Origin of the sequence: Anaerosphaera multitolerans, from assembly GCF_004006535.1 — a bacterium.
Taxonomy (GTDB): Bacteria; Bacillota; Clostridia; order Tissierellales; family Peptoniphilaceae; genus Anaerosphaera; species Anaerosphaera multitolerans.
In genome coordinates, this window is the sequence record NZ_RLIH01000001.1 from 108,676 (window position 1) to 131,714 (window position 23,039).

Annotated in this window: 26 protein-coding genes; 14 read left to right on the plus strand and 12 right to left on the minus strand. The window is 32.5% G+C overall.

Annotated elements, in window-relative coordinates:
• Positions 1–21: 21 nt before the first annotated feature.
• The 10 genes from EF514_RS00535 to dnaA all read right to left on the minus strand — a co-directional run bounded on the left by EF514_RS00535 (position 22) and on the right by dnaA (position 10,429).
• Complete coding sequence (locus EF514_RS00535) at positions 22–660, minus strand: transporter associated domain-containing protein (protein WP_127722739.1); 639 nt, start codon at positions 658–660, stop codon at positions 22–24.
• Positions 661–689: 29 nt separating this feature from the next.
• Entirely contained in the window at positions 690–1,478 is a 789-nt protein-coding gene (locus tag EF514_RS00540; RefSeq protein WP_127722741.1) for a SigB/SigF/SigG family RNA polymerase sigma factor, read from the minus strand.
• Positions 1,479–1,488: 10 nt separating this feature from the next.
• On the minus strand, positions 1,489–1,833 hold the full coding sequence (locus EF514_RS00545; RefSeq protein ID WP_127722743.1) for an ATP-binding protein: 345 nt from the start codon (positions 1,831–1,833) through the stop codon (positions 1,489–1,491).
• Position 1,834: 1 nt separating this feature from the next.
• Positions 1,835–2,143 (minus strand): STAS domain-containing protein, encoded by a 309-nt coding sequence (locus EF514_RS00550; protein ID WP_127722745.1) that lies wholly within the window; start codon positions 2,141–2,143, stop codon positions 1,835–1,837.
• Between the two features lie 24 nt (positions 2,144–2,167).
• On the minus strand, positions 2,168–4,588 hold the full coding sequence (gene gyrA / locus EF514_RS00555; protein ID WP_127722747.1) for a DNA gyrase subunit A: 2,421 nt from the start codon (positions 4,586–4,588) through the stop codon (positions 2,168–2,170).
• A 9-nt stretch (positions 4,589–4,597) separates the two neighbouring features.
• Positions 4,598–6,535 carry a DNA topoisomerase (ATP-hydrolyzing) subunit B gene (gene gyrB, locus EF514_RS00560; RefSeq protein ID WP_127722749.1) on the minus strand — a complete coding sequence of 646 codons (1,938 nt, stop codon included), beginning with the start codon at positions 6,533–6,535 and terminating at the stop codon, positions 4,598–4,600.
• 18 nt (positions 6,536–6,553) lie between these two features.
• Positions 6,554–7,639, minus strand: a complete 1,086-nt coding sequence (recF, locus tag EF514_RS00565) for a DNA replication/repair protein RecF (RefSeq protein ID WP_127722751.1) — start codon at positions 7,637–7,639, stop codon at positions 6,554–6,556.
• The gene (locus tag EF514_RS00570; RefSeq protein ID WP_127722753.1) at positions 7,636–7,836 is read right to left on the minus strand and encodes an RNA-binding S4 domain-containing protein; all 201 of its coding nucleotides are present in this window, start codon (positions 7,834–7,836) and stop codon (positions 7,636–7,638) included. The genes recF and EF514_RS00570 overlap by 4 nt, the downstream gene beginning before the upstream one ends.
• An 8-nt stretch (positions 7,837–7,844) precedes the next feature.
• Entirely contained in the window at positions 7,845–8,939 is a 1,095-nt protein-coding gene (gene dnaN, locus EF514_RS00575; protein WP_127722755.1) for a DNA polymerase III subunit beta, read from the minus strand.
• 149 nt (positions 8,940–9,088) lie between these two features.
• The gene (dnaA, locus tag EF514_RS00580; RefSeq protein WP_127722757.1) at positions 9,089–10,429 is read right to left on the minus strand and encodes a chromosomal replication initiator protein DnaA; all 1,341 of its coding nucleotides are present in this window, start codon (positions 10,427–10,429) and stop codon (positions 9,089–9,091) included.
• Positions 10,430–10,828: 399 nt separating this feature from the next.
• On the opposite strand from dnaA, the gene rpmH reads away from it, so the two are divergent.
• The 13 genes from rpmH to EF514_RS00645 all read left to right on the plus strand — a co-directional run bounded on the left by rpmH (position 10,829) and on the right by EF514_RS00645 (position 20,529).
• Positions 10,829–10,963 (plus strand): 50S ribosomal protein L34, encoded by a 135-nt coding sequence (gene rpmH, locus EF514_RS00585; protein WP_127722759.1) that lies wholly within the window; start codon positions 10,829–10,831, stop codon positions 10,961–10,963.
• Positions 10,964–10,980: 17 nt separating this feature from the next.
• Entirely contained in the window at positions 10,981–11,304 is a 324-nt protein-coding gene (rnpA, locus tag EF514_RS00590) for a ribonuclease P protein component (protein WP_127722761.1), read from the plus strand.
• Positions 11,305–11,308: 4 nt separating this feature from the next.
• On the plus strand, positions 11,309–11,524 hold the full coding sequence (yidD, locus tag EF514_RS00595) for a membrane protein insertion efficiency factor YidD (RefSeq protein ID WP_127722763.1): 216 nt from the start codon (positions 11,309–11,311) through the stop codon (positions 11,522–11,524).
• Positions 11,525–11,538: 14 nt separating this feature from the next.
• Positions 11,539–12,261 (plus strand): YidC/Oxa1 family membrane protein insertase, encoded by a 723-nt coding sequence (locus EF514_RS00600; RefSeq protein ID WP_240648971.1) that lies wholly within the window; start codon positions 11,539–11,541, stop codon positions 12,259–12,261.
• The gene (gene jag / locus EF514_RS00605) at positions 12,258–13,034 is read left to right on the plus strand and encodes an RNA-binding cell elongation regulator Jag/EloR (RefSeq protein WP_127722765.1); all 777 of its coding nucleotides are present in this window, start codon (positions 12,258–12,260) and stop codon (positions 13,032–13,034) included. The genes EF514_RS00600 and jag overlap by 4 nt, the downstream gene beginning before the upstream one ends.
• A gap of 150 nt (positions 13,035–13,184) precedes the next feature.
• Positions 13,185–14,564 carry a tRNA uridine-5-carboxymethylaminomethyl(34) synthesis GTPase MnmE gene (gene mnmE / locus EF514_RS00610; protein WP_127722767.1) on the plus strand — a complete coding sequence of 460 codons (1,380 nt, stop codon included), beginning with the start codon at positions 13,185–13,187 and terminating at the stop codon, positions 14,562–14,564.
• 7 nt (positions 14,565–14,571) lie between these two features.
• Positions 14,572–16,467 (plus strand): tRNA uridine-5-carboxymethylaminomethyl(34) synthesis enzyme MnmG, encoded by a 1,896-nt coding sequence (gene mnmG, locus EF514_RS00615; RefSeq protein WP_127722770.1) that lies wholly within the window; start codon positions 14,572–14,574, stop codon positions 16,465–16,467.
• Positions 16,464–17,159, plus strand: a complete 696-nt coding sequence (gene rsmG / locus EF514_RS00620) for a 16S rRNA (guanine(527)-N(7))-methyltransferase RsmG (RefSeq protein ID WP_127722772.1) — start codon at positions 16,464–16,466, stop codon at positions 17,157–17,159. The genes mnmG and rsmG overlap by 4 nt, the downstream gene beginning before the upstream one ends.
• A gap of 105 nt (positions 17,160–17,264) precedes the next feature.
• Positions 17,265–17,588 (plus strand): hypothetical protein, encoded by a 324-nt coding sequence (locus EF514_RS00625; protein ID WP_127722774.1) that lies wholly within the window; start codon positions 17,265–17,267, stop codon positions 17,586–17,588.
• Between the two features lie 13 nt (positions 17,589–17,601).
• Positions 17,602–18,354 (plus strand): ParA family protein, encoded by a 753-nt coding sequence (locus EF514_RS00630; protein ID WP_127722776.1) that lies wholly within the window; start codon positions 17,602–17,604, stop codon positions 18,352–18,354.
• 8 nt (positions 18,355–18,362) lie between these two features.
• Positions 18,363–19,211 (plus strand): ParB/RepB/Spo0J family partition protein, encoded by an 849-nt coding sequence (locus tag EF514_RS00635; RefSeq protein ID WP_127722778.1) that lies wholly within the window; start codon positions 18,363–18,365, stop codon positions 19,209–19,211.
• Between the two features lie 2 nt (positions 19,212–19,213).
• Entirely contained in the window at positions 19,214–20,095 is an 882-nt protein-coding gene (locus tag EF514_RS00640) for a PhzF family phenazine biosynthesis protein (protein WP_127722780.1), read from the plus strand.
• Positions 20,096–20,250: 155 nt separating this feature from the next.
• Positions 20,251–20,529 carry a hypothetical protein gene (locus EF514_RS00645; RefSeq protein WP_240648972.1) on the plus strand — a complete coding sequence of 93 codons (279 nt, stop codon included), beginning with the start codon at positions 20,251–20,253 and terminating at the stop codon, positions 20,527–20,529.
• A gap of 16 nt (positions 20,530–20,545) precedes the next feature.
• Here the strand turns inward: EF514_RS00645 and EF514_RS00650 are convergent, their stop codons facing one another.
• Positions 20,546–21,676, minus strand: a complete 1,131-nt coding sequence (locus EF514_RS00650) for a pyridoxal-phosphate-dependent aminotransferase family protein (RefSeq protein ID WP_127722782.1) — start codon at positions 21,674–21,676, stop codon at positions 20,546–20,548.
• Between the two features lie 85 nt (positions 21,677–21,761).
• On the opposite strand from EF514_RS00650, the gene EF514_RS00655 reads away from it, so the two are divergent.
• Entirely contained in the window at positions 21,762–22,082 is a 321-nt protein-coding gene (locus EF514_RS00655; protein ID WP_420836566.1) for a YqfO family protein, read from the plus strand.
• A gap of 48 nt (positions 22,083–22,130) precedes the next feature.
• Here EF514_RS00655 and EF514_RS00660 read toward each other — a convergent pair whose 3' ends face one another.
• Entirely contained in the window at positions 22,131–22,958 is an 828-nt protein-coding gene (locus EF514_RS00660; RefSeq protein WP_127722786.1) for a polysaccharide deacetylase family protein, read from the minus strand.
• Between the last annotated feature and the right edge of the window lie 81 nt (positions 22,959–23,039).

Consider the following 23,039-nt stretch of genomic DNA (forward strand, 5'->3'; position numbering starts at 1 on the left):
AAAAGGACATCACTGTCCTTTTTATTTTACATTATAAACTTCTATATTTTTTACATTTCCCTTTTCCACAGACTTAATTTCGTAGTAGTACCTTCCGTCATCTACTACTCCATTTAATTCTATTTCCTCACCCTTACTGTTAAAGAGATGAAAAACCAATTCTCCCAAAGTTTCAAAACCCTGATCGTCTATGTCAAATTCATATACATGATTTATGTCGTTAATATGAGTCCCTGTAGTAAACAGTCCCCTATGTCTTGTTATAGCTATTTTTACATCAGAGGAGTCAACTAATAAGTACTTTCTTACTGCAAATAAAATAGCTATGGCTATTACTCCTATTAACAAATCCGATACTCTTTCCGATTCTACCAGCATCTTTCTGGAGATAACCAATAAAATTAAGTGAATTATTGTGGAATCGTTATGAGCCACCATCAATAATACAAATTCCATAGCTATTACCAAGAGCAATACGTGGGATAGAAAGTTTTTAAATAAAATACTGCTTATTTCAGCGTTACTTTGCAATATATTGATATAATACCTTACAATGTCAGGTACGGAAATTAAAATTCCAACTACTAATGCCAAGGAAATTAAAATTTCAAAGGCAAATACTATCCTGTTTAACAACAATAAAAATTTTTTTCTTTTCATTTTATTTGTCCCTATATTTTATTTTTTTGTTATACTTTCATAGTTTTATCAATCTCTTTTTTCATCTTTTCCAGCACTTTTTTTTCAATTCTTGAAACTGTCATTTGAGAAATATTTAAGCTTTTAGCTATGGAAACCTGTGTCTTTTTATTAAAGTACCTATCTACTAATATGGTCTTTTCCACGTCATTTAAATCTTCTATTAATTTTTCAAAAAAATCCTTTAATTCTATTTTATCAAAATATTTTTCATTTTCACCTATTAAATCTGAAAGATTTACTTCCTTATCGTCACTATTGGAATCATACATAACGTCTAAAGATTGAGGAGAGTATACTTTACTTGCCTCTATTGATTCCAATATTTCTTCAGGTGTGCTGTCTAAATATTCCGCTATGTCGTTAATAGTAGGTGTTCTTTGATATTCCTGTGCTAAATGAACTTTTGCATCGTTAATTTTTTTAGATAATTCTTGAATTCTTCTAGGAACCCTTATAGTCCAACCCTTATCTCTAAAATATTTTTTTATTTCACCTATAATTGTTGGAGTTGCAAAGGAGGAAAATTCATAACCCTTACTTAGGTCATATCTGTCTATTGCATAGATTAAACCTATTGAAGCCACTTGGTATATGTCATCATAATCTATACCTCTGCCTGAATATTTTTTTGATAAAATTTCCGCAATATATAGATGTTCCTCTATTAAAATTTCTCGAATTTCAGGGTTATTTGTTTCCTTATATTCTTTAAATAGTTCCTTTCTCTCTTCCTTAGTAAGTTTTCTGTTTAAGTTGTAATATTCTTCTATTTTCATAACATCAACCTTAAAGTTTTTTTACCATATAGAGAATCTCTTTGTCAAAAGAACTTTCATCAACGAGACAATCTATAATAGTAGTTGAAAGATAAAGGTCCTCAACCTCATTAATGGTATCCTCACATATTTCAGAAATTTTTATTTTCAAATCATCTTCAATTGCCAACTCTATATTAATATTTTCATTACACTGAAGTTTATAGGCAATGTTAAGTCCTTCTGTAACAGCCATTTTTATGTCTTCAAGTGTCTCTATGTCTATTTTTAAATTAGCTACAATTCCTGATATTAGAAGTCTTACTGAACTTATATATTCAGCTTTATTAGGTATTGTCAATAAAATTTTATCCATCTTAAGACCTCATTTCAAAAACATTGTCAAGTTTCGTTATTGTAAATAATTTTTTAATGCTATTTTTAATATTTGTTATTGCTATTTTATTATTATCCTTTTCAATTTCATTTAATATATAGATTAAAGCTCCCAATCCTGTGGAATCTATATATTCCAATTCACTTCCATCAATTAAGATATTTTTTTTGTTTTCATTGTAAACTTTAAGCACAGTATCTTTAAATTCTGAAATTGTATAGATATCAAGTTCTCCTATTGGATGTATTATTAACTCTTCTTCAACTTCATAATCCATTTTGAAAGTCATTTTTACCTCCTAACTCGACAAAGACTAATCTCCTATATATTTTGCAACTGCCACTATATCAGAATCTTTAATATTCATTAGTTTAACACCTGATGTAGATCTGCCCATTATGGAAATTCCCTCTGTTTCAATTCGAATTATCACACCTGCAGATGTAATCATCATTATTTCATCATTTCTGTCTATTACTTTTGCAGAAATTAAGTCTCCTGTCTTTTCTTTGACTTTATAGGTAATTATTCCTTTTCCAGCTCTTGATTGGGACCTATATTCTTTTAAAGGAGTCATTTTTCCATATCCTTTTTCTGATATTACCAATAGGTACTTATCATCTTGTACTACGTCAAAAGCAACTACTTCATCGTCACTATCCAACTCTATTGATTTAACACCCATTGAGCTTCTACCTGTAAGTCTTATTTCCTCTTCCTTAAACCTAATGCTCTTACCTTTTTTAGTAACTAAAATTACCTCTTCATTTCCCTTAGTAAGTTTCGTTGCAATTATGCTGTCATTTTCTTTCAGTGTCATTCCTATAATACCTGATTTTCTAATATTTTTAAACTCTTCAAAGGATATTCTTTTTATTATTCCAAATCTCGTTGCCATTACTATATTTAAGTCAGGATCGTAGTCTCTTACAGGAATAATAGATTGAACCATTTCTCCTTTAGATAAATTCAATATATTTATAATCGCAGTTCCCTTTGCATGTCTTGAACTTTCAGGTATTTCATAGGCTTTTAACTTATAAACTCTTCCCAAGTTTGTAAAGAAGAATATGGAGTCGTGAGTTGAAGTTATAAACAGATCATTTACAAAGTCCTCTTCTCTTGTAGTAAGGGCCGAAACTCCTCTTCCTCCACGTTTTTGAGGTTTATAGGTTCCCTCGGGCATTCTCTTTATATAGCCAAATTGAGTTAAGGTTATAACTACGTCTTCTTCTTTTATAATGTCTTCTAAATCTATTTCTTCAGCGGTGGGTTTAATAACAGTTCTTCTTAAATCTCCGAACTTATCCTTTATTTCCAAAAGTTCCTCTTTTATTAAATCCATTAAAACGCTGTGATTTTCTAAAATTTCAGTTAATCTTGCAATAGTTTTTATAAGTTCTTTATATTCTTCGTCAAGTTTTTCTCTTTCCAAACCTGTAAGTCTTTTAATTCTCATATCCAATATTGCCTGACCTTGGATATCCGAAAGTCCAAATTCCTCTGTAAATTTAGCCTTTGCATCTTCATCAGTTCTGGATTGTCTTGTAATTTCAATAATTCTATCTATATTGTCAAGAGCTATCTTTAAACCTTCAACTATATGTGCTCTTGCCTTTGCCTTGTCCAGTTCAAACTTAGTCCTTCTTGTAACTACTTCAATTTGATGGTCTACATAGTGGGAAATAAGTTCCTTTAAGGACAATACTTTCGGAACTCCGTTTACAAGAGCAAGATTTATTATTCCAAAAGTTACTTGCATTTGAGTATTTTTATAAAGTTTATTTAAAACCACATTTGGATTTGAATCACGCTTTAAGTCAATTACTATTTTTATTCCCTTCCTTGTAGATTCATCTCTAATTGCGGAAATACCCTCTATTTCCTTTTCCTTTACAAGGTCGTAAATCTTCATCACCAAGTTAGATTTATTTACCTGGTAGGGAATTTCAGAAATTACAATTCTATTTTTATTTTTAACTTCTTCAATTTCAGCAACTGCACGAACTTGAATTTTTCCCCTTCCTGTTTTATAGGCGGACTTTATTCCCTCTTTGCCCATAATTTGAGCACCTGTTGGAAAATCCGGTCCCTTTATAGTGTTCATTAATTCTTCAACAGTTATATCTTCATTGTCAATATACTCTATAACTCCGTCTATTACTTCATTTAAATTATGGGGAGCCATATTTGTAGCCATACCTACGGCTATACCTGATGAACCGTTTACCAATAAATTTGGAAATCTTGAAGGAAGTACTACAGGTTCTATTTCCGTCTCATCAAAGTTGGATTTAAAATCCACTGTATCCTTGTTAATATCTCTTAACATTTCAAGGGCAAGTCTTGTCATTCTAACTTCAGTATAACGCATTGCCGCAGCGCCGTCTCCGTCTATATTACCGAAGTTACCCTGTCCGTCCACTAATGGATATCTGGTATTAAAAGGTTGAGCAAGTCTAACTGTGGCATCATAAATTGAAGAGTCACCGTGGGGGTGAAACTTACCCATAACATCTCCCACAAGTCTTGCTGATTTTTTATAGGAGGTATTTGGATTAAGACCTAAAACTTGCATTCCGTACAATATCCTTCTGTGAACAGGTTTTAATCCGTCCCTTACATCAGGCAGTGCACGTGATACAATTACACTCATTGAGTAGTCCAAATAAGAACTTCTCATCTTCTTATCAAGATCTACATTAATTATTCCATTTTCGTTTATCTCTGTCATTACAGCCTCCTATGCATCTATATTTTCTGCAAATACTGCATTTTCTTGTATAAAATCACGTCTTGGTTCAACGTCTGAACCCATTAGGATTGAGAAGGTTTCATCTGCTTCAATTGCATCTTTTATTTCCACTCTCAGAAGCACTCTATGTTCCGGATTCATTGTAGTTTCCCAAAGATCTTCTGCATTCATCTCTCCAAGACCCTTATATCTTTTTATATCATATTTTTTATCTCTTCCAAGCTCATTTAAGGACTTTTGAAGTTCTTTTTCATCATAGGCATACCTTAGAGCCTTAGTCCCTTTCATAATTCCAAATAAAGGTGGTTGAGCTACGTATACATGTCCATTTTCTATGAGCTGAGGCATATATCTATAAAAGAAAGTTAAAAGCAAGGTCATTATATGAGCACCGTCTACGTCGGCATCAGTCATTATAATAATCTTATTGTATCTTAGATTATTTATATCAAAATCAGGTCCTATTCCCGTACCGAAGGCAGTAATCATATTTTTAATTTCATCGGAATTTAATATTCTATCAAGTCTTGCCTTTTCCACATTCATAATTTTTCCACGCAGAGGCAGTATTGCTTGAAATTCAGAATCTCTTCCGTCTTTTGCCGTACCTCCCGCTGAATTACCTTCCACTAGGAATATTTCCGTAGTTTCATTATCGGCATTATGACAATCCGCCAACTTTCCGGGCAGTGTCATTGATTCCAACATATTTTTCTTACGGGTTAAATCCCTTGCCTTTCTGGCAGCCTCTCTAGCTCTTCTTGCTGAAAGTGCCTTATCTAAAATTATCTTTCCAACCTTTGGATTTTCTTCTAAAAAGTTGGAAAGTTCCTCTGATACTGCAGATTCTACTATTCCTCTGGTTTCGGAATTTCCAAGTTTGGCCTTTGTCTGTCCTTCAAATTGAGGATCGGGAAGTTTTACACTTATTATTCCCGTAAGACCTTCTCTTACGTCATCTCCTGTCAGATTTTCTTCCTTTTCTTTTATAAGATTGTACTTTCTTCCATATTCATTAATGGTCTTAGTAAGAGCCGATCTAAATCCTGAAAGGTGCGTACCGCCCTCTTCGGTATTTATATTATTTGCAAAGGTCATTATATTTTCCGAATAGGAATCTGTATATTGAAGGGCAGCTTCTACAGAAGTTCCCTCTCTTATTTCTTCAATATATATAACATCCTTATGAATCGGTGTCTTCTTTTTATTTATATATTCTACAAAGGACTTTATTCCACCTTCATAGTGGTACATTACCTTTTCTTTTTTATTTCCCTCTTCATCTACTCTCTCATCTTTAAATTCAATTCTAATTCCCTTATTTAAAAAGGCCATTTCTCTAAATCGCTTTGAAAGAGTATCAAAGTCAAAATCCACAGTTTCAAAAATTTCATCATCAGGTCTAAAAAATATTTTAGTCCCCGTATCTTCAACTGGTACACTTCCCACTTCCTTTAAATCAGATGTGGCAATACCTCTTGAAAAATGCTGCTCAAAAACCTTACCTTCTCTTTTAACTGTTGCTATTAATTCAGAAGACAGAGCATTTACTACGGAAACACCTACTCCGTGAAGTCCTCCTGAAACCTTGTAGGCATTGTTATTAAACTTTCCTCCGGCATGAAGTATAGTTAAAACCGTCTCCACTGTAGATTTTCCCGTTTGAGGATGGATATCAGTAGGTATACCTGAACCGTTATCCTCAATACTTACAGAGCCATCTTCATAAATTTTTATAAATATATAGTCACATATACCCGCTAAAGCCTCGTCTATGGAGTTATCCACAACTTCATAAACCAAGTGATGTAAACCCTTAGGCCCAGTGGATCCTATATACATTCCCGGTCTTTTTCTAACAGGTTCAAGCCCTGTTAAAACCTGTATATCCTCTGCACCATAATGTCTGTTGTTATTCTCTTTCATTAACATTCTCCTAATTCATTACAATATATTTATTTTACCATTATTTATTTCAAAATATTTTCCAATTAAATCCTTTAAAATATCTTCATTTAAATCTGTAGTAGTAATAAATATTTGATTATTTTTAAAACTGTCTACTAAATACTTTGATCTGCTCTTATCTAATTCCGAAAATACATCGTCTAGAAGTAAAATCGGATTTGTCTTTAATTTTTCTCTTAATATATCTAATTCCGCCAACTTTAAACTTAAAACCACAGAACGAATTTCACCTTGAGATCCAAATTTCTTGGAACTTAAATTTTTAATTCTAAAATCCAAATCATCTCTGTGGGGTCCCACAGTGGTATATTTAAGTTCCAAATCTCTCTTATGGGAATTTTTTAAATGTTTTAAAAATATACTTTCCATTTCACTTTGTTCCAATTTTAAGGGAACTGTACTTAGGTAAGTGATCTTTAAATCATCTCCCCCTGAGAGATTTTTAAAATGTTCCTTGGCATATTTTTCAATTTGCCTTATATAATTAAGTCTTGTTCTTAAAAGTTTAACTCCCATTTGAGAAAGTTGAAAATTATAAACTTCAAGTAAGTCGTAGTTAAAACTTTTCTTTAAAAGTCTATTTCTCTCAAATAGGATTTTTTTATAAACTGACAGATTATGATCATAAATAGCATCCACTTTGGAAATTAAATTGTCCAAGTACCTTCTTCTGTCTAGTGGAGAAAATTTTATAATATCCAAATCGGCAGGTGTAAATATTACAGATGCCATATCTCTTTTATATTCCTTACTGCTAAGAGATTCCTCATTTATATAAAAGTTATTCTTTGCATTTAAATTTATCTCAACTTGGTACTTATCCTCATAGCCAAAGTTTTCCATAGTGGCCTTTAAATTGGACTTTTCACAGTCCAACTTTATAATTTCATTGTCCCTAGCTACTTTAAAGGATTTTCCATAGGCCAATATATAAATAGCCTCTAATAAATTAGTCTTTCCCATGGCATTTTTGCCCATTATCAAATTAATATTGCCATGGGGCTTAAATTGTAAATGGTCATAATTTCTAAAATTAAAAATTTCCAAGTCTATAATTTTCATTTTTCACCGACTACAAAAATTTCCCCTTCAAATTCCACCTTATCATTATTATAAAGTTTCCTTCCCCTTCTCAGTTCAATTTCACCATTTACTTTTACAAGACCTTCAGTTATGAAAATTTTAGCCTCTCCTCCAGTTTGGGCAACTCCCATTAACTTTAAAAAGCTGTCTAATTTTATATAATCTTCACTTTTCATAAATTCACCTAATTTGCAAGTCTTACCGGAAGAACCAAGTATATATAATCTTCGTCTTCATCTTCCTGTATAATGCAAGGGTTTATAGAATCAGTAAAGTTTAATATTATTTTTTCCGACTCTATAATTTTAATTCCCTCTAAAAGGTACTTTGAGTTAAAGGCTATTTTTAACTCTTCCCCTTCCACTTCGGAATCTACAAATTCCTCCACATTTCCAATTTCTGAATTTGAAGTTATTTCAATTTCACTTTCTCCCACATTTAATTTTACCAAGTTGGCTTTATCTTCCTTAGCAAGTAAACTTGCTCTTTCAAGGGCATTTTGAAATTTATTTTTATCTATTTGTACAATTGTGGAGTGATTTTCTCTAATTAAACCCTCATACTTAAAAAATTCTCCACTTAATAATGTGGTATAAAATACAGTATTGTCAAGATTAAATCTTATTGAATTATTTCCTATAGTTATGTCTATAGCTTCTTCGTTTTCAATTATTTTTATAAGTTCATTTAAACTTCTGGCAGGTATAATTGAACTTATAGATTGATTTGTCTGAGTCCTTAACTTTTTAAGAGCCAATCTAAATCCATCAAGGGCAACGAAATTTATTTCATCTTCCTTTATATCCATTAGAACTCCTGTAAAAGCCACTCTTGTCTCATCAAAAGAAACTGCAAAGGAAGTTTTTCTTATAGCCTCTTTAAAGTCAAAGGCCTTTATACTTACATTTACAATTTCATCTATTCTCGGTAAATCCGGAAACTCGTCACTTACCTGACATTGAATATTAAACTCACTATTTAAACATTTAATATTCATATTGGTACTTGCAACTTCAATATCAATTGTCTCATCGGGTAACTTTCTAATAATATCCCCAAAAAGTCTGGAGTTAATAACAATTTCTCCTTCCTCTAATACTAAAGCGCTTACAGAGGTTTTTATAGTAATTTCCGTATCTGAAGCTATTAAAGTAAGTATGTTGTCCTTTGCTTTTAAAAGTATTCCCTCTAAGATTTGCATAGTAGTTCTTGTGGAAATTGCTTTTTGTACTATGGATATATGCTTAGATAAATCTTTTTTACTAATTTTCAGTTTCATTATTTTTCTCCTAATATAGTATATATAGTTAATAATAGTAGTAGTACCTGTTAATTTGTGAATAAGTGATTCTACTGTTGATAGTTAAATAAAAAACTTCTTTAATACATTGTTGATAAGTCTGAGTAAAAATTAAGACTTATTAACAGTTATTCTTTTATCTCTCTTATTATATTACTTATCTTTATCTTTAATGAAGTATCTTCTTCCATATCTTTTTCAATTTTATTATAAGCATGAATTACAGTTGAGTGGTCTCTTCCTCCAAATTCCTCACCTATTTTCGGAAGTGACAGTTCAGTTAACTCCCTTGATATATACATTGCAATCTGTCTTGGATAGGCAATACTTCTCGTTCGTTTCTTGGAATTTATATCATCAATGCTGACTTTATAAGTTTTCGCCACCACTTCTTTTATAATTTGAGTATCAATTACCTTTTCCTTTTTAGTATTGTAAATATCCTTTAAGACTATGGCAGCTGTTTGCTCTGTAATTTCCCCTGTAGTAAGTTTTGAATAGGCCATAACTCTGGAAAGTGCTCCTTCAAGCTCACGTATATTGCTTTTTACGTTCTCAGCAATAAAATTAATTACGTCATCAGGTACTATAAAACCTTCTGTTTCAGCTTTTGAGCGAAGTATTGCAATTCGTGTTTCCAAATCAGGAGGTCCTATATCTACGACCAGTCCCCAGGCAAATCTTGATATTAACCGTTCTTCCAAAGATTTTATCTCCTTTGGGGGTTTGTCTGAAGTTAGAACTATTTGTTTATTGGATTCATGCAGCTCGTTAAAAGTATGGAAAAATTCCTCCTGTGTCCTATCCTTGTCAGCAATAAATTGAATATCATCTATTAATAAGAGGTCAACTTTTCGGTACTTATTTCTAAAAGCCTCATTCTTATTTGTTTGAATTGAATTTATTAATTCATTTGTAAATTGTTCACTAGTTACATAGAGTATTTTTTTAGTGGGGTCTTGAGAAAGGACGAAATGGCCAATAGCCTGCATAAGGTGTGTTTTTCCAAGTCCCACTCCCCCATAGATAAACAGCGGATTTGAATGTGCTTCAGCTGGATTTAAATAGCTTTCAGCCACAGCTAAAGAAGCCGCATGTGCAAATTCATTACTTTTTCCCACTACGAAGTTCTCAAATATATACTTTTTATTAAGTCTCGATTCAGGAAGAAAATTGCTGCTGCTTTTTTTAACAGGGATACTGCTTTCATTTTCCGTTAAAATTACGGGATTGTACTCCTTTTTTGTAACTTCCTTTATACACTTTTTAATAAGTTTTAATTGAGTGGGATTATTTGAAAGTCTGTTTTTAATAAATTCAATGGGCACTGTTAAGTAAAATATCCTCTCTTCTTCGTCTATGTCCTTAAGCTTCATATCCTTGTACCAAGTGTTAAAGGCAACAGACATAGCTTGCTGTTCTAAATTATTCATGACTTCACTCCAAATAGTGGAGAGATCTTTTTCCATTTTAAGCCTCCTAAATTATTAACAATGAAGCAATGTTAATAAAAAACTATTGATAAAGTTATTAACAAATGTTAATAATGTGTTGATAAAGTAAATTTTCTAAAGTTGTTGTTGATAAGTTAATTACTAAAATATGGATTTTAAGTAAAAAAGTCTAAAAAATAGAGTTTATAAACAAGTTATCAACAAAGTGTTTATAACTCTTTTTATAAACAAAAAAATTAATATAAACAAATTAATAAAGTTATCAACATATATTTTAACAAAAAAACTCCAACTTATCAACAGGAAGGAGTTGAGATAAGAGCTTATTTTAATAAATCTTTCCCCATAAAATCTTGACAATATCAGCATAAATCTAATATAATCTGTAGTATTGTAATTAGGAGGTGAATTTCAATGAAGAGAACGTATCAACCAAAAAATAAACAGAGAAAAAGAGAACATGGTTTTAGAGCTAGAATGAGAACGAGAGCAGGTAGAAATATCATTAAAGCAAGAAGAAGAAAAGGCAGAAAAATACTTTCAGCTTAATTATTTAATGAGGAAAAATGAAGGATTGTTATTTAAAGAAAAACATTGATTTTCAAAGGGTATATTCGGCAAGAAATGTAAATGGAAATAAGACTTTCACAGTGTTTTATAAAAAAAACAACTTAAATAATAAAAGAGTTGGCTTTACCATAACTAAGAAAATCGGAAATGCTGTGACTAGAAATAAACTGAAAAGAAGACTTAGAGAAATCTACAGAAAAAATTTTAATGAATTAAAAGATGGATATGACTATGTATTTGTGGCTAAGAAGGGAATTGATAATTTAAGCTTTGATGAACTTGAAAAGTCCTTTTTACACTTAGCTAAGAGATTAAGGTGATATTATGAGAAAAATAGTACTTCTTTTAATAAGATTTTATCAAAAGGTCATCTCAAAATACATTTTAACGGGAGCTCATTGTAGATTCTATCCCACTTGTTCGCAGTATGCTTACCTGGCCTTTGAAAAGTATGGATTTTTTAAGGCATCTTATCTTTCTATAAAACGAATATTAAGATGTAATCCCTTTTTTAAAGGAGGATACGATCCCCTTCCTTAACACTAGGAGGAATAATGGAATATATAAGAAGATTATTGGGGATGTTTTTAAAACTGATATATGATGTGTTGGCATCAACATTCCCTTCCGAACCTGAAAGTATATCTTTTTTTGCGCTTTCAATAATTATTGCAACTATTATATTAAAGGCAGTAATGGTGCCTGTAACTATATCGCAATTGAGAAATCAAAAAAAGATGGCTGAACTTCAACCGGAGTTAGAGAAATTACAGAAAAAGTATAAGTATGATGAAAAAACTTTAATGGTTAAACAACAACAACTTTACAAAGATGCAAATTATAATATGTTGTCGGGATGTCTTCCTATGATTGTACAACTGGTAATTTTAATGGCATTTTATAGGGTGTTCTGGGAACCGGCAAAGTATGCCTTTACAGATGCTAAGGCCTTTGCTGAAATGAGTAAGAACTTTTTCTTCATACAAAATTTAGAGGAAATAGACTCTTCTATGATTTTAGGAGTTATTGCTGCTTTGACGACGTTTTTAACGTCCTTTGTATCCAATTTAAACCCGGCTAATAAGGCTATGCAAAATCAACAGTCTCAGTCTATGATGACAAGTATGATGGTAGTAATGCCTATAATGATATTTATAATGGCGAGAAAAATGCAGGCTGCATTGGTTTTATATTGGACTATAAGTAACCTTTTTGCCATAGTACAGCAGTTAATTTCTAACTTTATTGTTGCTAAAAACATGGGGGAAGTTAAATGAATTATGTAATAAAAACAGCTAAGACTGTTGATGAAGCCGTAAGTGAGGCTCTAACTGAACTGAATATTAAACGTGAAGATGCGAAAGTGGAAGTAATCGAAGAACCTTCAAAGGGTTTTTTGGGAATTATAGGTTCAAAACAGGCAACGGTTAAAGTATCTAAAGTAGAAGATACTAAGGATATATTAAAGGAAATATTTAGTGAAGATCCAGAGAAGAGCCAAAGAAAACCGGAAACAGATGAATTTGAAAATAAATCTCTTGTAGATGAAGATCCAGTGGAAGAAGTTCAAAAAGAAGTTGTAAGTGATAAAACTGAAGAGGACATTACAAGAGAATTTATGGATAAACTTATGGAATCGCTTGGAGTTGACTATGATCTGGAAATAGAGAGAAAAGACAATATTCTTAATATAAACATACTTGGCGATGAGCAAAAACTTGGTATAGTAATTGGAAAAAGAGGAGCAACCTTGGATTCAATACAATATATTTTAAGTTTAATAATAAATAAAAATTCAGAAGAGTATGTTAGAGTAATTGTAGATTCAAGTGGTTACAGAAATAAAAGAGAGCAAACTTTAAGGGAACTTGCAAAGAAAATGGCTGCTAAGGTATTGAGAACTAACAGGTCTATTAGACTTGAGCCTATGAGTGCACAGGAGAGAAAGATAATCCATGAGACACTTCAAGATTATGAAGGAGTAATAACACACTCAGAGGGTAAGGAGCCATATAGAAAGATTGTAATTCAAAAGGAAAGAAAGTATTAAAACCGGGGAAACTCGGTTTTTTTATATTATAAATTTATACTATAATAAGGATTAATTGTGTATTAAAATAGACTTAGGAGTTTAATGACTTTATAGTAAAAAGTAAAGTTTTATTGTATTATATTTTAATAGCCAGCGAGGATGATTTTGATGATAAATAATGAAACTATTTCCGCAATTTCCACGGCAACGGGAGAAGCGGGAATTGGAATAGTGAGAATGAGTGGCGATAGAGCCATTGAAATAGCTAATAATATATTTAAACCCATAGGAAAGAAATCTTTGGATATCTCTGAAAACAGAAAGCTTCTATATGGGCATATATATGATGGTTCCAAACTTGTAGATGAGGTGTTAATTGTGAAAATGGAAGCGCCTCATACCTACACAAGAGAGGATGTAGTGGAAATTTACTGCCACGGAGGTATAATTTCCGTAAGAAAAATTTTAAATCTAACCTTAGATAGAGGTGCTGTAATAGCAGAACCCGGCGAGTTTACAAAAAGAGCTTTTTTAAATGGAAGATTGGACCTTACCCAGGCGGAGGCTGTAATAGATTTAATTAAATCCAAGTCGGAAATATCCTATGACGTAAGTATTAGACAGTTAGAGGGTTCCCTTTCGGGAAAAATTGAGGAGATTAGGGAAAGAGTAATGGCAATGACGGCTTTAATAGTTGCCAATATAGATTTTCCCGAAGATGAAATCGTAGAGGCAACTTATAAGTCCCTTGATGAAGATGCAAATTATATTATGGACAATTTAAATGAATTAATTGAAAACGCCAATAGAGGTAAACTCTTAAGAGACGGAATTAATACTGTTATTTTAGGTAAACCAAATGTGGGCAAAAGCTCCCTTCTAAATGGTTTACTTCGTGATGAAAGAGCAATTGTAACGGATATTCCGGGAACGACAAGAGACGTTATTACAGATTATGTAAATTTAGATGGAATATTGCTTAAAATTACCGACACTGCAGGTATTAGAGATACAGAGGATAAAGTTGAGAAAATAGGCGTGGACTTAGCTAAAAAATCCATAGAGGACAGTGATTTAATTATTGCAATCTTTGACAGTTCAAGACCTTTTGACGACGATGACAGAGAGATAATAAAGCTAATAGAATCTAAAAAATCCATAGTCTTAATGAATAAGGCGGATTTAAAAAGAGCTGTAAGTGAAGAGGACATTAAAGATCTTTTAGGAGATAGAAATTATTTAAATATTTCCGTAGTAAGCCAAGGGGAAATTTTAAAAATTGAAGATGAGATAAAAGAACTGTTCTTTGGAGGCGAGATAAAGGAAAGCTCTGATATTTATGTTAACAATTTAAGACATGTAAGAGCTTTAAAAAAAGCTAGAGATTCAATGTATGAAGTTAAAAAGGACATTAAAAATGAAATGTTTTTGGATTTATTGGAAGTTAATTTAGAGGATGTCCTATCCAGTTTGGGGGAAATTACGGGCCAAACTACAACTGAGGACGTTTTAGATAAAGTATTTAGTGAATTTTGTATAGGAAAGTAGGAGGAGTATGGCAGAAATAAAGGAGTATATTGCATCTGAATCAGATGTAGTTGTGGTGGGAGCAGGTCACGCAGGTTGTGAAGCTGCTCTTGCCACTGCAAGAATGGGTTTAAAAACAGTTCTTCTGTGTATTAATTTGGATTCCATAGCGGCAATGAGCTGTAACCCAAATATTGGAGGTACTGGAAAGGGTCACCTTGTAAGGGAAATAGATGCCCTTGGTGGCGAAATGGGAAAAAATATAGACAAGACCTTTATTCAATCCCGAATGTTAAATACATCTAAGGGACCTGCAGTCCACTCTTTAAGAGCGCAAGCTGATAAGAGAAGGTACCATGAAAGTATGAAACGGGTTATTGAAAATCAGGAAAATCTATTTCTAAGAGAAGCTGAGGCTACGGAAATTCTAATAGAAGATAATAAAATTGTGGGAATTAAGTCAAGGACCGGAGCCATTTATAAGACTAAGACTGCAATTATCTGTACAGGAACTTATTTAAAGGGACGTATATATATGGGAGAGGTAAACTACCCTTCCGGTCCTCAAGGATTTCAACCTGCTAATGAGTTGTCAGGCTCTTTAAGCAAGCTGGGATTTGATTTAATCAGATTAAAGACAGGTACACCTGCAAGAGTTTTAAAGTCCTCCATTGACTTTTCAAAGATGGAAATTCAAAGAGGAGATGATAAGATAGTTCCCTTTTCCTTTGACAATATTGATAATAATTTAACAAAGAAGCAGGAGGTCTGTTATTTAACCTATACTACGGAAAAAAGTCATGAGATTATTTTAAAAAATATTAACAGGTCCGCTCTCTATTTGGGAGATATTGAAGGTGTGGGACCAAGGTACTGCCCTTCTATAGAGGATAAGGTAATGAGGTTTAGAGATAAGGACAAACACCAGGTATTTATTGAACCAGAAGGACTTACCACTGATGAGATGTATATTCAAGGTGTATCCTCTTCCCTGCCTGAGGAAGTTCAAAATGAACTCTACCATGAAATAGAGGGATTGGAAAACTGTTATATTATGAGATCTGCCTATGCCATTGAATATGATGCCATAGATGCTACAGTGCTAAAGCGTACTCTTGAGCATATGGATATATGGGGTCTATTTTTTGCCGGTCAAATAAACGGATCTTCAGGTTATGAAGAAGCGGCGGGACAAGGACTTGTGGCGGGCATTAATGCAGCTTTGAAAATTAAAGGTAAAGAACCTTTTATTTTAAACAGATCCGAGGCCTATATCGGTGTGTTAATAGATGATTTAGTTACAAAAGGTGCCAAGGAGCCCTATAGAATGATGACGGCTCGAGCTGAATATAGACTTACACTAAGACAGGATAACGCAGATTTAAGACTTACACAAAGGGGTTATGATGTAGGCTTGGTAAGCGAGGAGAAATATGAGAGATTTCTCTATAGAAAAGAAAATATTGAAAGAGAAATAGAAAGAGTTAGAAATATAAAAATAAATCCTTCTGACTTAAACAATAAAACCCTAGTGGAAATAGGATCCTCCCCTATTAAAAATCCTCAAAGTCTTTTAGAGTTAATTAGAAGACCTGAACTTAACTATGAAAAAGTAAAGGTATTTGACCCTCAAAGACCTGAACTTAGAATGGATATTATAGAAGAAGTGGAAACGGAAATAAAGTATGAGGGCTATATTAAAAAGCAGCAAATGCAGATAAATCAATTTAAAAAATTGGAGAATAAGAAGTTAAGCCTTGATTTAGATTATTCTAAAATAGACGGCCTAAGACTTGAAGCCAGAGAAAAGCTACAGAAGATAAAACCTGAATCCATAGGACAGGCCTCAAGAATTTTAGGAGTCTCCCCTGCTGATATAAATGTGCTTTTAATATATTTAGAACAGTTAAGGAGATTAAAATGACTTTGGAGAAAAAAATAAAGGACTTTGGATTAGAGCCTAAAAATGTAAATAAACTAATAAGATATAAAGAGCTATTACTTCAATGGAATGAGAAAATGAACTTAACCGCTATTACAGATAGTGATGAAGTAGATGTGAAACATTTTTTAGACTCCCTTTCCCTTTTTAAAACCAAGTATTTTAATGGAGCGGAAAGTGTAATAGACATAGGTACCGGCGCGGGATTTCCGGGATTGGTCTTGAAAATCTATAATGAGGATTTAAAAATCACCCTTGTGGATTCTCTAAATAAAAGACTGGGATTTTTAAAAGAAGTTATTGAAGAGTTGGACTTACAAGATATTGAAAGGGTTCACGGAAGAGCTGAGGAGCTGGGAAGAAAACCGGAATACAGAGAACAGTTTGACATTGCAACGTCAAGAGCTGTTGCCAATCTATCTACCCTTCTGGAATATGACCTTCCCTTCGTAAAAGAAGGAGGATATTTTATAGCAATGAAGGGTCCGGAGTTTTTAATGGAGTTGGAAAAAGCAAAGTCGGCTATGGATATATTGGGAGGAGAATTAAAAGAAGTTATTGAAGTTAGGCTTCCCATGGACATTACTCACTATCTAATAGTAATAAAAAAAATAAAAAAAACACCTAAAAAATACCCTAGAGGCGGAGGAAAACCTAAAAATAGACCTTTATAGACGACATTGAATATGTCGTCTATATTTGCATTAGGGGGAAATTGAAGTATAATAACTATAAGGAATGCTCCACGTGGAGCGAAATATAATTTAAGTGGTGTTTATATGGATGAGGATAGATTTAAAAAAGTGGTTATAAACTTAACTGAAAGATTGGACTTAGATGTGGGAATCAATCCTGAAACAAAGGAAGAAGGAATTAATATAAAAAACATTCCCACCTCCTTTGACGTGGAATTTATACAGGAACATAAATCAAAAATAATTCCAATTATAAAAGAATTAAAATCTAAGCATGTGCAACTAAACATTTCCCTAGAAGAAGAACTGTATAAAGGTCTTTTGGAAAAATCAGAAATAAGGGGAGAAAAGATTGAAGATTATATAGTGGAGATACTAAAAAATGAAATGCTCTACGTGGAGCATTAGGTGAGGAGGTATTATGGCTAAGGTAATTACGGTTTTTAATCAAAAGGGTGGCGTTGGAAAGACCACTACAGTAGTAAACCTATCTGCAGCACTTGCTAAATTAAAGAAAAAAGTTTTAGTGATAGACTTAGACCCTCAGGCCAATGCCACAAGCGGTTTTGGAATTGAAAAAGACAATGAAAAAAACATTTATGATTTGTTAATTGAATCGGACAAAGATGTAATTCAAGCTACAGGGATTAAAAATTTAGACATTATACCTTCCAGCTCAGATTTAGCAGGTGTTGAAATTGAAATTTCAAATATGGATAATTGGCAGTACTTGTTAAAGGAGAAGTTAAAGGGATTGATTGAAGATTATGATTACTGCTTTATAGATTCTCCTCCTTCTCTAGGTGTGCTTTCAATGATGTCGTTAGTATCATCTGATAGTATATTAATACCTGTACAAAGTGAGTACTATGCTTTAGAGGGTGTGGGACAACTTATGAATACAATAACTTTGGTAAATGAAAATTTCAATCCTGACATAAAAATTGAAGGTGTAGTTATGTGTATGTATGATAGTAGAACAAATTTATCAGTTCAAGTTAGCGAAGAAGTTAAAGCCTTTTTTGAAGACTTGGTTTATAATACTACTATACCAAGAAATGTAAGGTTGGCTGAGGCACCCAGTCATGGTATGACAGTTTTTGAATATGACAGATTTTCCAAGGGAGCTAGAAGTTATATGAAGTTAGCTAAAGAATTTTTAAGTAGAGAATAGGTGGTAGGATGGCTAAGAAAACGGGTTTAGGTAGAGGTATCAACAACTTTATAAAAGATACACAGGCTGTGGAGAAAATACTAAATCAGGAAAGTGATCAAGGGCTTCAAAAGATCTCCATGGATTTAATTGAAGTAAATGAAAATCAAGCTCGAAAGTATTTTGACGAAACTGCTTTAGAGGAATTGTCGGATTCCATAAGAGAATATGGAGTGATTCAGCCCATTCTATTGAGAAAGATGGGGAAAAAATACCTGATTATAGCCGGGGAGAGAAGATATAGAGCTGCTACAATGGCAGGATTGACTGAAATACCGGCAGTGGTAAAGGAAATAGACAGCGAAGAGGCAGATAAGATTTCCCTGATTGAAAATGTTCAGAGAAAGGACTTAAATCCTATTGAGGAAGCTTTGGGATATAAGAAAGTGATAGATGAATATAGCCTTACTCAAGAGGAATTGGCAAAGGCTTTGGGGAAAAGCAGACAGTACATTGGAAATACAATTAGACTTTTAAAATTAGATAGTAGAGTGGTGGATTTGCTATTAAACAACTCACTTTCAGTTTCCCATGGGAAATTGTTACTTTCCATTAAAGATGGAGATAAACAGTTTAAGGAAGCTATGAGAATAGTAAATAGCGGAAGCACTGTTAAAGAAACTACAAAGATATTTGAAAGAGAGAAGAAACCGGAAAGAACAGATGTTTTTAAAGAAAAAGTGAGAAGAGAATTATCTGATATTTTGGGAACTAAGGTCAATTTTAAAGAAAAGGGAAGAACTAAAAAAATAGAAATTGAATATTATTCTGATGAAGATCTTTCAAGGATCTATGAAACTATTTTAAGGAGTGAATAGTTGTGCGTTATTTTAATATGTACTTGGTAAATGCCTTTACTGACAGAGCTTATAACGGCAATGCCACGGGGGTAATCCTCTGTAACGAGAAGATGGACGATGAGGAAATGCAAAATATTGCTAAGGACTTAAATCAATCTGAAACTGTATTTATAAATAAAGTAGATACAGATGTCTATGCTACAAGATTTTTCACGCCGGAAAGAGAGATAAACCTTTGCGGTCACGCTACAATTGCCACTTTTTATGCAATGGGTGAAAACGAATATTTAAGGCCTATGGATAAGGGAATTAAAAAGGTTATACAACATACGAAATGTGGTAAAATTCCCGTTGAATTGGAATATGAAAACAGAAGGGTTCAAAATGTATATATGATGTTAAATCCTCAAATTGTAAGGAAAAGCATAGAGACAGAAGAAATAGCCGAGGCTTTAAATCTATCGATGGAGGACATAGGCTATAAAGATTATGATCTTAAGCCTGAAAAGGTGGAAACAGGCGGATCGGATGTAGTAATTCCAGTTAAATCCATAGATGTAATACAAAAATTAAAACCCGACTATGAAAAAATATATAAACTTTCCAAAAGAGAGGATGTAGTAAGTTTCCAAGTTTTTACTTTGGAATCGGAAAACAAGGTGAGACAGAGAACTTTCTCTCCTTCAATAGGTGTAAATGAGGAAGCGGGTTCAGGTACTTCCACAGGAGCTACCTTGTTTTATATTATGAAGTATGTAGATCCAGATATAAAAAAGATAATATCCACTCAAGGTATTGAAATAAATAGGAAATCCAAACTGACAGCTGAAATGATTTCAGAAGGCACCGTCAAAGTAGGCGGAAGAGCATATGTATTTATGAACGGTGTTTTAAATATTTAGAGGTGATAACTATTAGCAGAAGAAAAAAGAGAAAAAATGCAATAGACAATAAATTGTTTATTATTATATTTTTTATATTACTTTTATTTCTATCCTACAAGGTAATAGGGAGCAGGAATAAAATTGTAAATTTTGACATAAAGGACACTTCTTATGTGGAACTTATAAGTTTTGAAAAAAACACTATGAAAACTATAAAAGACAATGTTAAATTAAGAGGAATTATAACTAAGATAAATGGATTAAAAGGTGAAGAAGTCAATATGGAAAATGAGGGCTTAAGTGCAATGGACTTTATAAACATCTATGATAAAAGTTTTAAAAAGACAGTTGTGGGAAGAAATAACAATTATTTAAAAATTAATGATAAGTGGTACAAGCTGGATTCCAGAAGTTCCAAAAATTTTGAAAATATATTTAACCAGTATAATTAAAAAAGATTAGGTCGACCTAATCTTTTTTTACTATATCGGATTTTAAAAAAGTTTCATAGAGGGAAGCCTTTGTCTTTACATTTAACTCTTTAAAAACTTCATCTAGAGCAATGTAAAGTTCTTTAAAGTTTTGAAGGCTGATATTATTTCCCATATGTCCTATTCTAAATATGGATTCTGCATTTTGCGCCACACCCTTTGAAATTATAATATCCCTTTTAATAAGCCCTTTAAGAATGTCGCTGCTTTTAATGTTTTCAGGTGTTTTAACTGCAGTAAGGGTATTTGAAAGGCTGTCTTTGGCAAAAAGTTCAAAACCGCACTTAGTAAATATCTCTCTTGTTTCCAAGGCATAATCCCTGTGAATTTTTACAAAGTCCCTTTGCAAAACCAAGTCCAAAGCCCTATCAAGAGCATATACTAAATTTTCATTAAAGGTATAGGGAAAAGGAGCTCCTTTAAAATCATAGGAGTTTTCAAAATTCAAATAATAACTTGGAATTTTGCTCTTTCGGTTTTTAATTTTAGCTTTGGCAGCTTCGGATATTGTAATTAAAGTAAGTCCTACAGGAGCGGAAATGCACTTTTGACTTCCTGCAATAAGTACGTCAATATTAAAATCGTCAAAGTTAATAAACTCTCCTCCCACAGATGAGACTGCATCAACTACAGTAAGGATGTCGTATTTTTTCAATAGACTACAAATGGACTTTATGTCATTGGTTATTCCAGTGGGTGTTTCACAGTGTACCATTGTGGCTATTGAAAAGTCGTTGTGATTTTTTAAAAAGTTTTCAAGTTTTTCTAAGTTTATTCCTCTTTGGAAATCATCTTCATACCTATAGGCAGTTCCACCATAACCTTCAACATAACTTGCAAATCCTTCTCCAAAGAAACCGTTGTAAATTACCAACACTTTTTCGCCTTTTTCCATAAGAGAACATATAGAGGCTTCCAGTCCTAAAATAGCCTCTCCAAGCATAATAAAACTTCTGGCGTCAGTATTTACCAACTTTGAAATTTTTCTTTCAACAGACCTGTGAAATTTTTCGTAATTAGGATCTAAGTCGGGATTGGTTTTAGACTGTCCCATCTTTTCCATTACACTTTCATCGATATATGTCGGTCCGGCACATAGTATTTTCATATAATCACCCTTTACTATGGTACCATAATTAATAGCAATTGAAAAAGGGAAAATCCTACTATATAATGAAATTGAGGTGATAAATTTGGCAAAGTTTTTAAAAATAGAATTGTTCATTCCGGAGGAATATGTAGTAAAATTAGCCAATGCACTTAATGAAAACAGCATACTTAAATATGGAAATTATGATTACGTATTTACTACTTCCAAGGTAGTTGGAAATTTCAGACCTATTGAAGGTGCCAATCCCAATATTGGAGAAATTGGGGTAGTAAGTGAAGTAGATGAAGTAAAAATGGAATTTAGGATAGTTGAAGAGGATTTAGAAGAAGTAAAGAAAATTGTAGAGTTAATTCATCCCTATGAGGAGCCGGTAGTAAATATAATAAAACTGGTAAGCTGGTAGGGGACTTAATATATTAAAAAATAGATTTAGAAATTTCTAAATCTATTTTTAGCTTTGTCCATTTTTTAAAAACCTAATTTTATTTTCAATATTAGTAGATGGTTTTATATGAAATCTTTTTATTTTATAGGGATTTAAATTTTTAAAGGAGCTTGCTCTTTTATTGCCGCCTATAAAACCGATTTTTAAGCCTGATTCCCTTACTGCATCTAAGACAATATCATTTACCATAGCGCCAGGATAGGCAATGGCATTTGGAAAAACGGAAGTGTGTTCATAGATTAAATTATTATTCCAAATTAAATCGTTTTTAACTTTTTCAAAATACTCTTCATCACTTTCTTCTTCCAGTTTTTCACTTAACCAGGTTTTGCCCTTATTAGGACCGTCAAGGAACAAATCATGTAGGTTGTAAGTGTGACTTTCAATATTAAAATGTCCTGATTCGCTCATTTTTTGAACTTGTTCCCAATTTAAATAACCGCTTTTTTCGCCAATATAGGAGCCTATTAAAAATACAGTGGCTTTGGCATCATACTTTTCCAAAATTGGCAAAACATTGGTATAATTATCTTCGTATCCGTCATCAAAAGTGATAAGAACGGAATTGTCGGGCAATTTAGTATTATTGTCTACGGCATTTGCAATTTCCTCAGTAGAAAGAAAGTGAAATCCGCTTTCCTTTAAACTTTTAACCATGTGTTCAAAGTTATTACAACTGATGATGTATTCATTATTTGTAGGGTTTTCATCCCTGATACTGTGGTAAGTAATTACCGGAATGGTATTGTCACCTACGGTTTTAAATTTATAATTATATATAGTTATAAGTAGTAAAAGTACTACTAGTGAAAGTAAAATAATTTTCTTTTTCATAATATCCTCGACATTTTTAATTATTGTTAAATTTTATCATATGTATGTGAAAATTGAAAATTTAAAAATGTTCCTATGAAA